Consider the following 12,487-nt stretch of genomic DNA (forward strand, 5'->3'; position numbering starts at 1 on the left):
GTCATTTCCTCACTTTCTTCGCGAGTACGCCGAAGGAGGACCGCACACGGTCCTTGTGGGCACGGATCGCCTCGGCGGCTCCCTCTTCGGTGCGGGCGAAGGAGAGGAGGACGCCGACGGCGAGCAGGGAGGCGATGATCGACGATCCACCGTAGGAGACGAAGGGCAGCGGGAGGCCGATGACGGGCAGGAGGCCGGCGACGACGCCGATGTTGATGGCCGCCTGGCCGATGAGCCATGCGAAGAGGCCCGCGGTGGTGATCGTGACGAACAGGCTCGTCGAGCGCACCATCACCCGGATGAGTCCGAAGGCGAGCATCGCGAAGACGAGGATGACGGCGAGCGTTCCGGCCAGACCGAGCTCCTCGCCGATGATGGCGAAGATGAAGTCGTTGTGTGCCTCGGGCAGCCACGACCACTTCTCGCGACTCGCTCCGAGCCCGACGCCGAACCATCCTCCCGAGGCCAGGGAGAAGAGTCCGTGGTTGGACTGCCAGGCCTGACCGGTGACGTCGATCGCCGACTGGTCGGAGTGACCGGTGATCACCGTGGTCAGCCGGTTGAGACGGTTCTCGCTGCTGAAGACGAAGAAAGCGGTGACGGCGCCGAGTCCGAGGGCGAGCAGAGCGAAGTACTTCCCGGGGAAGGCGCCGATGAAGAGGCAGGCCAGGGCCATCGCCATGAGGACGAGCGCGGTGCCCAGGTCGTTGCCCGCGACGACGAGGCCGACAGCGGCGGCGATGCCGGGCACGACGGGGATCATCGCATGGCTGAAGGTCGTCATCTTCCCGAATTTGTTCGCGAGCACGCAGCCGAGCCACACCGCGAGGGCGATCTTGAGGAACTCCGAGGGCTGGAGCTGGAAGCCGCCGATCTGGATCCAGTTCGCATTGCCCTTCGTCGCCTTGCCGAGCCCGGGGACGAAGACGGCGGCCTGCATGAGAACACCGAGGCCCATCGCCCACCACGCCAGGCGCTTCCACATGGTCAGTGGGACGAAGGAGGCGGCGATGAGGAGCGCGAAGCCGACGCCGGCGAAGCCCGCCTGCTTGTTGAAGTAGGCGAACGAGGAGCCCTCTCCCCCGTCGTACGAGGTGATCGAGGACGCCGAGAGCACCATGACGAGGCCGAGGCAGGTGAGGGCGACGACGGAGATGAGGATGATGTAGTAGGTCGTGAGCGGGTGGGCCGACACCCGGGAGTACTCGGCGCCGATCGCCCGCAGCAGTCCGCGACCGGGGAAGGGCCTGCGAGTCCGGCCAGCCGTCGCTGTCGCCGAAGCGGTCCTCGCCGAGGCGGTCGCCGGCTTCGTGCGCTTCGGTTTCGCGGACTTCGCCGGCTTCGGCTTCGCCTTCGCTGTTCCTGCCGCCTTCGCGGGCGCTGCCGCCTTCGCGGGCGCTGCCGCGGAACTCGTCGGTCGGCGTGCTCCCGGTTTCGCGGTGCTCTGCCGTCCCATGTCAGGCCTCCGTGCGGGCGTGGACGGCGCGGGCGAAGAGGTCGCCCCGGGTGGTGTAGTCGAGGAACTGGTCCATGCTCGCGGCGGCCGGGGCGAGGAGCACGGTGTCCCCGGCCGAGGCGATGTCGACTGCCGCGGCGACCGCGGCGTCCATGACCGCAGCTCCCCGCTCACGGGGGGCGACGGTGGGATCGTTCGGGTCGTCGGCGAGATTCGGGTCGATGCGCACGATCTCGAGGTCGGGGACCGCCGCGATCGCCGCCTGGCGCAGCGCGGTGTCGTCGGCGCCGATGAGGACGAGGGACTTGAGCCGCTGGCCGTGCCGGGAGAGCAGATCGGTGAAGTCGGCGCCCTTCGGCAGGCCGCCGGCGATCCAGACGATCGACTCGAGGCTGGACAGCGACGCGTCGGCGGCGTGGGTGTTCGTCGCCTTCGAGTCGTCGACCCAGCTCACCCCGTCGGCCTCGGCGACGGTGACCATCCGGTGGGCACCCGGGGCGTGGTCGCGCAGCCCCTGGGCGATCGCCTGTCCGGGCACGTCGATGCTGCGGGCAAGTGCCGCTGCGGCCAGGGCGTTGGCGATCTGGTGATCGGCGGGTCGTCTGCCCGGGGTGCCGGCGGCCTGCGCGACGTCGCTGAGCGAGGCGAGTTCGGCCGCGGCGGTGTAGCGCTGCGGGATGAAGGCCCGGTCGACGAGAAGCTCGTCGACGACGCCGAGCTCACCGGCGCGGGGGATCTCCGTGGTGAAGCCGATCGCCCGGGCCCCGGCGACGACGTCGGCGTCCTCGACCATGCGCAGGGTCACCTCGTCGGCGACGTTGTAGACGCACGCGGTGGACACGTCGTGGTAGATCTTCGCCTTGTCGGCGGCGTACGCCTCGGCGCTGCCGTGCCAGTCGATGTGGTCGGGGGCGAGGTTGAGGACGACGGCGGAGGTCGCCGACATCGAGAACTCCCAGTGGAGCTGGAAGCTCGAGAGTTCGATCGCGAGCACCTCGAGTCCGGGTTCGAGGACGGCTTCGAGCAGCGGCGTGCCGATGTTGCCGCAGGCCCGGGCGCGCAGCCCGGCGGCGAGCAGCATCGATTCGAGCATCGTCGTCGTGGTCGTCTTGCCGTTCGTGCCGGTGATCGCGAGCCATTTCGCGTCGTTGGTCCCGCGGATGCGCCAGGCGAGCTCGACCTCACCGATGACGGGGATCCCTGCCGCGATCGCCGCGGCGAGCACGGGCTGCTCGGGCTTCCAGCCCGGTGAGGTGACGACGAGGTCGAACCGACCCTCGGGCAGGCCCGCCACTGCCGCCGGTCCGCGTCGGATGTCGACGTCGAAGACCTCGAGGATCTCGGTCTTCTCGCTGAGGTCGCGGGTCGTGTCGCCGTCGATGACGACGACCTCGGCACCGCGTTCGCCGAGGTGGACGGCGGCGGGGAAGCCGGAGACGCCGAGTCCGGTGACGAGGATCCGCAGTCCCGACAGGGACGAACTCGGTCCGGACAGGGCCGCGGGGACCCGGTCGGCGAGCGGATAGTTCAGGTCGGGGTCAGTGGCCAACGCGGGCGACCCATTCGGCGTAGAAGAGGCAGATGCCGGCGATGACGAAGAGTGCGGCGATGATCCAGAAGCGGACGACGATCGTCACCTCGGCCCAGCCCTTGAGTTCGAAGTGGTGCTGCAGCGGGGCCATCCGGAAGACGCGCTTGCCTGTCGTCTTGAACGAGGCGACCTGGATGATCACCGAGAGCGTGATGATGACGAAGAGTCCGCCGATGACGAGGAGGAGCAGCTCGGTGCGCGACATGATCGCCAGACCCGCGATCGCGCCGCCGATCGCCAGCGATCCGGTGTCGCCCATGAAGATCTTCGCCGGTGAGGTGTTCCACCACAGGAAGCCGAAGCACGCGGCGGCCATGGCGCCGGCGACCATGGCGAGATCGCGGGGGTCGCGCATGTAGTAGCACGCGTTCGTCGCCTCGGACATGAGGTTGCAGTTCTGCGTCGACTGCCACGTGCCGATGACGACGTAGGCGGCGAAGACGACCGCCGAGGCGCCCGCGGCGAGACCGTCGAGTCCGTCGGTGAGGTTGACGGCGTTCGAGACGGCCGTGACGATGAGGTTCGCCCAGATGACGAAGAGGATGAGGCCGAGGACGCCGCCGGCGAAGGCGAGGTCGATGTTCGTGTCGCGGATGAAGGAGATCTTCGTCGACGCCGGGGTCTCTTCGAAGGCGTTGGGGAACTGGAGGGCGAGGACGGCGAAGGAGATGCCGACGAAGGCCTGCCCGAGCAGCTTCGGCACCGGCCGGAGACCGAGCGAGCGCTGCTTCTTGATCTTGATGAAGTCGTCGAGGAAGCCGACGACGCCGAGGCCCGCGGCGAGCCAGAGGACGAGGAGTCCCGAGGCGGTGGGCACCGAGCCGGTGAGGAGGTGGCCGAGCAGGTAGGCGATGATCGCGGCGCCGATGATGACGACGCCGCCCATCGTCGGGGTGCCGCGCTTCGTCGCATGCGTGGTCGGACCGTCATCGCGGACGAACTGCCCGTAGCCGCGCTTGACGAGGACCCGGATGAACAGCGGGGTGCCGACGAGCGCGAGGAAGAGGCTGACACAGGCTGCGAGCAGAACCGCGATCATTGGGCCCCCGAGACGCCGGCGATGTCGTCCCCGAGGTACCGCAGACCGGCGTCGCGGGAGGACTTGAACAGGACGATGTCACCAGGGGCGAGTTCGGCGCCGAGCAGGTCCTTGGCCTCGGCGACGGTGGCGACCCAGGTCGCCTCGTTGCCCCACGAGCCTTCGAGGTTGGCGGCGTTGAAGATCGGCTTCGCCCCCTCGCCGACGACGATGGTGCGGGTGATGTTGAGCCGGACGACGAGTTCGCCGATGTCGGAGTGCGCGGACACGCTCTCGTCGCCGAGTTCGAGCATCTCGCCGAGCACGGCGAAGGTCCGGCGGGGGCGGCTGTCCTCGTCGCCGCGGCCCATCGCCGCGAGCGTCTTGAGCGAGGCGCGCATCGACTCCGGGTTGGCGTTGTAGGCGTCGTTGAGCACGGTCACGCCCGAGGGCGAGTCGATGAGCTCCATCCGCCAGCGGCTCGCCGCCGAGGAGGTCGCGAGCGTGGTGACGATCGACTTCACCCCGACTCCGCAGGCGAAGGCCACGGCGGCCGCGGCCAGGGCGTTGCCGACGTGGTGCTCGCCGACGAGCGCGAGACGCACCTCCTGCGGCTCCTCGCCGGGCAGATGGAGGGCGAACGAGGGGTGGCCGGAGGAGTCGGTGGAGATCCCGGTCGCGCGGACGATGCGGTCGTCGGCACCGACCCATTCGGGCAGGGATTCCCGCTGGGAGAACCACAGCGTTTCGACGTCTGCGGCGAGCACCTCGCGCATCGCCGCGACGCGGGAGTCGTCGGCGTTGAGCACCGCCGTCGAGCCCGCGACGAGCGATTCGACGAGTTCGGCCTTCGCCCGGGCCGTGTTGTCGATCGAGCCGAACACGCCCGAGTGGGCGGTGCCCACGGCGAGTTCGACGGCGATGTCGGGCCGGATGAGGCTCGTGAGGTAGGCGAGGTTGCCGATCGAGCGAGCGCCCATCTCGAGGACGAGGAACTGCGTCTCCTCGTCGGCGCGCAGCGCGGTGAGCGGGACGCCGACCTCGTTGTTGTACGAGTTCGGGGGCCACACCGTCGGGCCGGCACCGGCGAGGAGATCGGCGGTGAGGTCCTTGACGGTGGTCTTGCCGACCGAGCCGGTGATGGCGATGACGCGCAGCTCCCCGGTCTCGCGCAGCGCTTCGACGCTGCGGCGGGCGAGCTGCCCGAGCGCCTCGGTGGCGTCGGCGACGAGGACCGTCGGCAGCGGGCTGTCGTCGACGGTGGGGACGGATTCGCCGATGACGAGCGCGGCACCGGCCTCCACGGCGGCGGCGGCGAACTCGATGCCGTCGAAATTCTCTCCGCGGCGGGCGACGTAGATGTCACCGGGGCCGACTTCGCGGGAGTCGGTGACGACTCCGGCGCTCAACAGGGATTCGGGGTCGATGCCGTACAACTCGCCGTTGACGGCGGTTGCGATCTCGGCTGCACTCAGTCGCTTCATATCAACTGTGAACTTTACCTGTTTCGGGGCGCCCGAGTCGCGCGGTCAGCGCTGAGCGTGTCCTCGAGCGGTCGTCGAATTCGGTGACGACGCCGCCTGCCGACTGGCCCGTCTCATGGCCCTTGCCCGCGATGAGCACTGTGGTCGCGGGGCTCGCGGAGGCGATCGCCTTGTCGATGGCCTCGCCGCGATCGCCGATTTCGATGACCTTCTTCACACGCGCGCCTCCCGCAGCGATCTCGGCATCGATTCCCGCCCTGACGGCGGCCCGGATGGCCGCGGGGTCCTCGCTGCGCGGGTTGTCGTCGGTGAGAACGATCACATCGGCCCCGCGTGCCGCGGCCGCACCCATTCCGTGGCGCTTGCCGGGGTCGCGATCGCCGCCGGCGCCGACGACGATGACGAGCTCGTCGCTGTCGGCGTCGAGCGAGGCGAGGGCCTTCGCGATCGCATCGGGCGTGTGGGAGTAGTCGACGATCGCCCGCGGAAGCTCGTGCGCTGCGTCCTCGGCGATGCCGATGACCTCCATGCGTCCGGGGACGGCGGCGGTGAACGTCCGCCCGATCGCGCTCAGCTCGGTCGCCGGGATCCCGGATTCGACGAGCATCGCGGCCGCGAGTGCGGTGTTCGTGACGTTGAAGTCCCCCGGCAGCGGTGAGCGCAGGGGAATGGTCTCTCCCTCGCCGAGGCGGAGGCTGAAGTCGGATTCGCCGGGTGTGTGGTCGATCCGCAGCCGGCTGCGGTCGTCGCGGCCGAGGGTGGTCACGGGGATCTGCGCGGCCGCGGCCATCCGCTCGCCCCATTCGTCCTCGATGACGATGACGGCCCGGTCGGCGAAGGCGCGGGTGAAGAGCGCGGCCTTGGCCGCGAAGTACTCGTCCATCGAATGGTGGAAGTCGAGGTGGTCCTGGGAGAGGTTGGTGAACCCGGCGACGGCGAAGTGGGCGCCGTCGACGCGGTGCTGGCTCAGCGCGTGCGAGGAGACCTCCATCGCGCACGTGTCGACGTCGGCGGCGCGCATCTTCGCGAACAGGGCGTGGAGCTCAGGCGCCTCGGGAGTGGTGCGCACGGCCGGCACGGCGGTGCCGTCGATGAGGGTCGCCACGGTGCCGATGACGCCGGTGCGCCGTCCGAGGGCCTCGAGCATGCCCGCGAGCAGGTAGGTCGTCGTCGTCTTCCCGTTGGTCCCGGTGACGCCGAGGAGCTCGGGGCGGACGTCGGTGCCGTAGACGGCGGCGGAGACGAAGCCGAGCACGGCCCGGGGGTCGTCGACGACGAGGCCGGTGACCGCGGCGAGGGCGTCCGGGTCGACCGCCTCGGCGATCAGCCGCCAGCCGACCGGATCGGTGAGGATCGCGCTCACGCCTGCGGCGATGAGGTCGGAGGCGAAGCGGGCGCCGTGGACGTTCGACCCCGGCAGGGCGGCGTAGAGCTGCCCCGGGGCGACCGTGCGCGAGTCGTGGGAGACTCCCGAGACCTCACGGTCGGGGTCTCCGTGGATCGTGCCGGGGGCCGCGGGGAGCAGCTGGGAGATGCGCATCATTTCCATTCTCGAGCAGGCAGGTTCGGGTCCGTCGACGACGGGGGGATCTTGTAGTGCCGCATCACGAAGCCGGCGACATCGGAGAACACGGGCGCGGCGGCGGTACCACCGTAGTAGCCCTTCCGCGGGCGCTGCAACGTCACGGAGATCGCGAACTGGGGGTCCTCGGCGGGGATGACTCCGACGAAGGACGCGGTGTAGCCGTCGTAGCCGCCGCCTTCGGCGGACGGGGCCTGCGCGGTGCCCGTCTTGCCGGCGACGCGGTAGCCGGAGACCTGCGCGGACTGTCCGGTGCCCTCGGCGACGACGCCCTCGAGCATCGCCAGCGTCTGGTCGGCGGCCTTCTCACTGACCACCCGTCTCGGTTCGTCGGCGGGGAGAGGGATCGTCCTGCCCGATGGGGAGATCGTGCCGTCGACGAGGCGGGAGGGCACGTCGACTCCTCCGTTGGCGATCGTCGCGATGACGTCGGTGGTCTGGATCGCGTTCGCCGCCATGCCCTGTCCGAACATCACCGTGTACTTCGTCCGCCCGTCCCAGTCCTGATAGGGGTGGAGGATGCCGCCGGTCTCGGCGGGGAAGCCGATGCCCGATGCCGATCCGAAGCCGAAGCGCTTCATGTACTCATACCGCTGCGCCTCGGTGAGCGCCTGACCGGCGAGGATCGTTCCAGTGTTCGAGGATTCGGCGAGGATGCCGGCGAACGTGAGCTTCTGGTCGGGGTGGGGTGAGGAGTCGCGGAACTCCTCGCCGTTGGGTGCCTTCCACGTGTCGGGGACCGTGAACTCCTGGTCCGGGGTGACGAGGCCCTGGTCGAGCAGCGCTGCGGCGGTGACCATCTTCGCCGTCGACCCGGGCTCGAAGACGTCGGTGAAGATGCGCGACCCGCGGTCGGCGCCGTCGACCTTGCCCGGATTGTTCGGGTCGACGCTCGGGGCATCGGCGGCGGTGAGGATCTTGCCGGTCTTGATCTCCTTGATGACGACCGATCCCGACTCGGCCTTGTGCTTCTTCACCTGTTCGGCGATCGCCTGCTGCGCGTAGTACTGGACGGACGGGTTGATCGTCGTGCGGATGCCGTCGCCGTCCTTGGCCGCGCGGATGTTGTTGTCGCCGAGGGGGATGATGTCCCCGCGCGCGCCGCGTTCGTACTGCTGCTGCCCGTCACGGCCCGAGAGCTGCTCGTCGTAGGCGAGTTCGAGGCCGGCCTGGGCCTGGCCGTCGGAGCTGAGGAAGCCGACGAGGTTGCCGGCGACCCCGCCGGAGGGATAGGAGCGGACCGCGTACTCCTCGGCGGAGATGCCGAGGATGTCAAGGGCCTCGATCTCCCGCCAGGTCTCCGAGGTCAGGCCCTTGGCCACCGGGTTCCACCGCTTGTCGCCGACGAGTTCGGGGTAGAGCAGGCCCGGGTCGGTGTTGAGCGGTCCGGCGAGCGCCTCGGCGGCCCCCCACGCTCCGAGCAGCTTGCCGTCCCGTTTGTACTGGGCGACGTTCTTCTGGTCGACGACGAGCTGATAGCGGGAGACGCTGTCGGCGAGCACCGTGCCGTCGGCGGCGACGATCTGTCCCCGGTCGGCGGGCAGGGTGCGGGTGACGAGGCGGTTGGCCAGCGCCTTCTCCGCGAGCTTCATCGAGTCCATGCCCTGGATGGAGACGAGGCGGACGCCGGTGACGACGAGGACGATCACGGAGAGGATCGCGACGACGGCGATCCGACGGCGCAGGTTGGGTGCCTTCGCCTTGCGCGCTCGTGGGGCCATGCCTCGTCCTTACCTCGTGGCTCGTCTCTGTCTCCGGGCGCCGGCCCGGCTGCGGGGCTCCCCCGCCCCGAGCGGGCGAGGATCAGTTCGGGGACTTCTGTGCGGGGGGTGCGATGTCCTTGCCCGGGCTTCCGCCGACGACGGGAAGCTTCTCATCCGATCGTAGATTGGGTCGGAGGTCCTCCCTGGTATCGGCGCGCGGGCCGGGGACGACTGTCGGCTTCTTCTCACCGGACTCGTCGATCGGCGGGGCGTCGATGACCTTGCCCGTCTTCGCGTCGAGGAACTCCGGGGAGGTGTCGCGGACGAGGCCGAGCTCCTCGGCGGCCTTGGCGATGTTCTGCGGGGACTCGCGGTAGGAGTTGTCCTCGACGAGGCGGTCCTTCTCCTCGGCGAGTTTCTCCTTCTCCGCTCCCAGCCGCTCGATCTCATACGAGGTGTTCGAGATGAAGATGTTGAGGAGGAGGACGGCGACGAGCGTGGCGACGAGGATCCCGATGCAGAGCAGCGAGAAGGGCAGCTTCGACTTCGGCAGCTCGAACTTGAGCAGGCGCAGCCGCGGAGACGATGCGGGGGTCTCCTGCCTGCGGCGCTGAGGTGCTCCGGCGACGGCGTGTGCGTGGCTCACTGCTGGTCCTCCCTGATCTTGACAACGGCGCGCAGTCTCACGCTCTTCGCGCGAGGGTTGGTCTCGGCTTCCTCGTCGTCGGCGACTTCGGCTCCGCGCACGATCTCGCGCAGCCACGGCTGCAGGTGCTCGGGCACGACGGGCAGGTCCGGCGGCGCCTGGCTGACGGTGCCGGCTCGGAAGATCCGCTTGACGATCGTGTCCTCGAGCGACTGATAGGACTCGATGACGGCCACTCCCCCGACGTGGAGCGCTTCCAGCGCGGCCGGCAGGGCAGTGCGGAGCACGCCGAGTTCGTCATTGACCTCGATCCGCAGCGCCTGGAACGTCCGCTTCGCCGGGTGGGAGCGCTTCTTGCCCTCGGGCAGGACGCGGGCGAGCATCGCCGCGAGCTGATCGGAGGTCTCCCACGGGGTCGTCTCACGGTCAGTGACGATGATCTTCGCGATCTTCCCGGCCATCTTCTCCTCGCCGTACTCGCGCAGGATGCGCCGCAGTTCGGCTTCGGGATAGGTCGCGAGCACCTCGGCGGCGGTCCTCCCCCGGCTCTGGTCCATGCGCATGTCCAGCGGGGCGGGACGGGAGTAGGAGAAGCCGCGGTCGTCCTCGTCGAGCTGGAGGGAGGAGACGCCGAGGTCGAGGAGGATGCCGCTGATCGCCTCGATGCCGAGGTCGGCGAGGACGCGCGGCAGTTCGTCGTCGACGGCGTGGACGATGTCGGTGCGCTCGGCGAAGGGGGCCAGCCGCTTCGTCGCGATGGCGATGGCCTCGAGGTCGCGGTCGATGCCGACGAGGTGGACGTCGGGGAAGGCCCGGAGCACCGCCTCGGCGTGGCCGCCCATGCCCAGGGTGCCGTCGACGATGACGGGGGTGCGCCCCTGGTCGCGGGCGGCGGCGACGCCGACGCCGAGGAGCTCGACCACGCGCTCGAGGAGCACTGGCACATGCTGTGCGTTCATGGTGGAGTCCTTCGTGCGTGGTCGTCTCTGGTCTCGGTGCCCTGCTGGAGTCGGAACCTTGTCCGCCGCGGCCCTGGCACCGGGGAAGTGTGTCAGGACGGGTGAGCTTCGGAACCGGGGAAGTGCCCCGAATCTCAGCACACGGCGGGCAAGGATCGAACCCGAGCAGGATCAGATCACTCCGGGGATCACCTCGTTCTCGCGTTCGGCGAAGGCCTGCTGCGCTCCCACGAGGTACTCCTCCCACGTCGGTGCGTCCCAGATCTCGACTCGGTTGCCCATGCCGATTACTGCGACCTCCCGATCGAGCGATGCGTACTGCCGCAGTATGTGCGGGACGGTGATGCGCCCCTGCTTGTCCGGCTGATCCGCAAAGGCCGCCGACAGAAACACGCGCTGGTAGTCGCGTGCCTCCTTGTTCGTCTTCGGCGCGTTCTGGATCCGCTCGTGCTCGGCCTCGAACTCCGTGGTGGGGAACAGGGTGAGGCAGTTCTCCTGGCCACGGGTGAGAACGAGTCCTGGCGAGAGCTCGTCACGGAACTTTGCGGGCAGGATGAGGCGACCCTTGTCGTCGAGCTTCTGCATATGAGTGCCCAAGAACATGTCGTCTCACCCCTTTCGAAACCAATCGGCTCCGATAGCAACCACCCTACTCCACTTCCCTCCACATCATCCAGCACATTCCCCCCACTTCCCCTCCAAGGCCAATGAAATCCCAGGTCAGACCGGTGGAGGAAAGTGGAGAAAATTTCCCATCGGCGCGTTCGACGGTGCTCGTCTCCCGGTGGGATGGGCCGCCTCGGCGGGGGTGTCAGGGTCCGTGATCCCCGGATTTCCGGGGTTGACCGCCGAGGTGGAGGGCAGTGGGGAGGAAAGTGGGGCGGGCGGTGGAGCGAAGTGGGGCGGGCGGTGGAGGAAGGTGGGGAGGGAAGTGGAGACCCGCCGGGAGGCGTGCGGGCAGGGCCGGGGAGCGGAGTGGGGCGAGGTCGACGGCGACCGCAGAGTTCCTGAGAGGCGCCCGAATGGATGCCGGGGGCGGGATAGGGAAGAATGGACGCATGTCGACCAGCCAGGAAGCCACGCAGACCAACTCCGTCATCGGCACCGAGCACATCGAATGGGTTCAGCAGCTGACGTCCCGCGCCCGCACGGCGATGAACTCCGTGCTCGAGGGCAAGGACGAGGCCGTCGGCCTCTCCCTCATCGCCCTCCTCGCCGGCGGCCATGTCCTCCTCGAGGACGTGCCCGGCGTCGGCAAGACGCTCCTGGCCCGTGCGATGGGCAAGGTCGTCGACGGTTCGGTCCGCCGTATCCAGTTCACGCCCGACCTTCTGCCCACCGACGTCGTCGGGGTCAACCTGTTCAATCAGGAGACCCGCCACTTCGAGTTCCGTCGCGGCCCGGTCTTCGCGAACATCGTCATCGCCGACGAGATCAACCGCGCTTCCCCCAAGACCCAGTCGGCGATGCTCGAGTGCATGGCCGAGGGTCAGGCGACGATCGACGGGGAGACGCACAGGATGCCGTCGCCGTTCATCGTCGTCGCCACGCAGAACCCCATCGACATGGAGGGCACTTACGCCCTGCCCGAGGCCCAGCGCGACCGCTTCATGACCCGACTCTCGCTCGGCTACCCGGCGACGGCCGACGAGGTCGATCTGCTCGACAATCAGATCGAGCACGACCCGCTCGCCGCGGCACAGGCGGTCACGAGCCTCGAACAGGTCGGACAGGCCCGCGACATCGTCCGTCACGTCGGTGCCAGCCGCGAGCTGCGCGAGTACATCGTCGCGATCCTCCAGGCCAGCCGCAACGACCAGGCGATCCTGCTCGGCTCCTCGCCGCGCGGCGGCGTCCACCTGCTCCGTGCGGCGAAGGCGCGCGCAGCGCTGTCGGGCCGCACCTTCGTCACCCCCGACGACATCCAGGCACTCGCGCCGTACATCCTCGCCCACCGCATCATCCCCCGCGACGGCGACGACTCCGAGCTCGCGGCCGAACTCATCGGCCGTGTCCTCCAGCGGGTCCCCGTCTCTGCGAATCAGTGA

10 protein-coding genes are annotated in these 12,487 nt (G+C 69.2%); 1 reads left to right on the plus strand and 9 read right to left on the minus strand.

What is annotated here, in order from left to right; genetic code table 11:
• Position 1: 1 nt before the first annotated feature.
• The 9 genes from ftsW to mraZ all read right to left on the minus strand — a co-directional run bounded on the left by ftsW (position 2) and on the right by mraZ (position 11,042).
• On the minus strand, positions 2-1,456 hold the full coding sequence (gene ftsW, locus AC0VYB_RS11350) for a putative lipid II flippase FtsW (RefSeq protein WP_131247805.1): 1,455 nt from the start codon (positions 1,454-1,456) through the stop codon (positions 2-4).
• A gap of 1 nt (position 1,457) precedes the next feature.
• Positions 1,458-3,005 (minus strand): UDP-N-acetylmuramoyl-L-alanine--D-glutamate ligase, encoded by a 1,548-nt coding sequence (gene murD, locus AC0VYB_RS11355; RefSeq protein WP_131247807.1) that lies wholly within the window; start codon positions 3,003-3,005, stop codon positions 1,458-1,460.
• On the minus strand, positions 2,995-4,086 hold the full coding sequence (mraY, locus tag AC0VYB_RS11360; protein WP_131247809.1) for a phospho-N-acetylmuramoyl-pentapeptide-transferase: 1,092 nt from the start codon (positions 4,084-4,086) through the stop codon (positions 2,995-2,997). The genes murD and mraY overlap by 11 nt, the downstream gene beginning before the upstream one ends.
• Positions 4,083-5,549: a UDP-N-acetylmuramoyl-tripeptide--D-alanyl-D-alanine ligase gene (locus tag AC0VYB_RS11365; protein ID WP_063250875.1), complete on the minus strand. Its 1,467-nt coding sequence runs from the start codon at positions 5,547-5,549 to the stop codon at positions 4,083-4,085. The genes mraY and AC0VYB_RS11365 overlap by 4 nt, the downstream gene beginning before the upstream one ends.
• A gap of 1 nt (position 5,550) precedes the next feature.
• Positions 5,551-7,092 (minus strand): UDP-N-acetylmuramoyl-L-alanyl-D-glutamate--2,6-diaminopimelate ligase, encoded by a 1,542-nt coding sequence (locus AC0VYB_RS11370; RefSeq protein WP_131247811.1) that lies wholly within the window; start codon positions 7,090-7,092, stop codon positions 5,551-5,553.
• Positions 7,089-8,852 (minus strand): peptidoglycan D,D-transpeptidase FtsI family protein, encoded by a 1,764-nt coding sequence (locus tag AC0VYB_RS11375; RefSeq protein WP_313450829.1) that lies wholly within the window; start codon positions 8,850-8,852, stop codon positions 7,089-7,091. The genes AC0VYB_RS11370 and AC0VYB_RS11375 overlap by 4 nt, the downstream gene beginning before the upstream one ends.
• Positions 8,853-8,934: 82 nt before the next feature.
• The gene (ftsL, locus tag AC0VYB_RS11380; RefSeq protein WP_101623679.1) at positions 8,935-9,480 is read right to left on the minus strand and encodes a cell division protein FtsL; all 546 of its coding nucleotides are present in this window, start codon (positions 9,478-9,480) and stop codon (positions 8,935-8,937) included.
• Complete coding sequence (rsmH, locus tag AC0VYB_RS11385; RefSeq protein WP_063250878.1) at positions 9,477-10,439, minus strand: 16S rRNA (cytosine(1402)-N(4))-methyltransferase RsmH; 963 nt, start codon at positions 10,437-10,439, stop codon at positions 9,477-9,479. Before rsmH ends, ftsL begins: the two co-directional genes overlap by 4 nt.
• Before the next feature lie 171 nt (positions 10,440-10,610).
• Entirely contained in the window at positions 10,611-11,042 is a 432-nt protein-coding gene (gene mraZ, locus AC0VYB_RS11390; RefSeq protein WP_040342214.1) for a division/cell wall cluster transcriptional repressor MraZ, read from the minus strand.
• 455 nt (positions 11,043-11,497) lie between these two features.
• Between mraZ and AC0VYB_RS11395 the strand changes: the two genes are divergently transcribed.
• A complete protein-coding gene (locus tag AC0VYB_RS11395) occupies positions 11,498-12,487 on the plus strand; it encodes an AAA family ATPase (RefSeq protein WP_063250842.1) in 990 nt (329 codons plus the stop codon).

It is taken from the genome of Brevibacterium sp. Z349TD_9 (genome assembly GCF_056173565.1).

What these genes read in the sequence shown, in the direction of transcription:
- AC0VYB_RS11395 (WP_063250842.1), top strand. Translation starts at nt 11,498, where the DNA reads ATGTCGACCAGCCAGGAAGCCACGCAGACCAACTCCGTCATCGGCACC.
- AC0VYB_RS11375 (WP_313450829.1), bottom strand. Translation starts at nt 8,852, where the DNA reads ATGGCCCCACGAGCGCGCAAGGCGAAGGCACCCAACCTGCGCCGTCGG.
- mraY (WP_131247809.1), bottom strand. Translation starts at nt 4,086, where the DNA reads ATGATCGCGGTTCTGCTCGCAGCCTGTGTCAGCCTCTTCCTCGCGCTC.
- rsmH (WP_063250878.1), bottom strand. Translation starts at nt 10,439, where the DNA reads ATGAACGCACAGCATGTGCCAGTGCTCCTCGAGCGCGTGGTCGAGCTC.
- ftsW (WP_131247805.1), bottom strand. Translation starts at nt 1,456, where the DNA reads ATGGGACGGCAGAGCACCGCGAAACCGGGAGCACGCCGACCGACGAGT.
- mraZ (WP_040342214.1), bottom strand. Translation starts at nt 11,042, where the DNA reads ATGTTCTTGGGCACTCATATGCAGAAGCTCGACGACAAGGGTCGCCTC.
- AC0VYB_RS11365 (WP_063250875.1), bottom strand. Translation starts at nt 5,549, where the DNA reads ATGAAGCGACTGAGTGCAGCCGAGATCGCAACCGCCGTCAACGGCGAG.
- AC0VYB_RS11370 (WP_131247811.1), bottom strand. Translation starts at nt 7,092, where the DNA reads ATGATGCGCATCTCCCAGCTGCTCCCCGCGGCCCCCGGCACGATCCAC.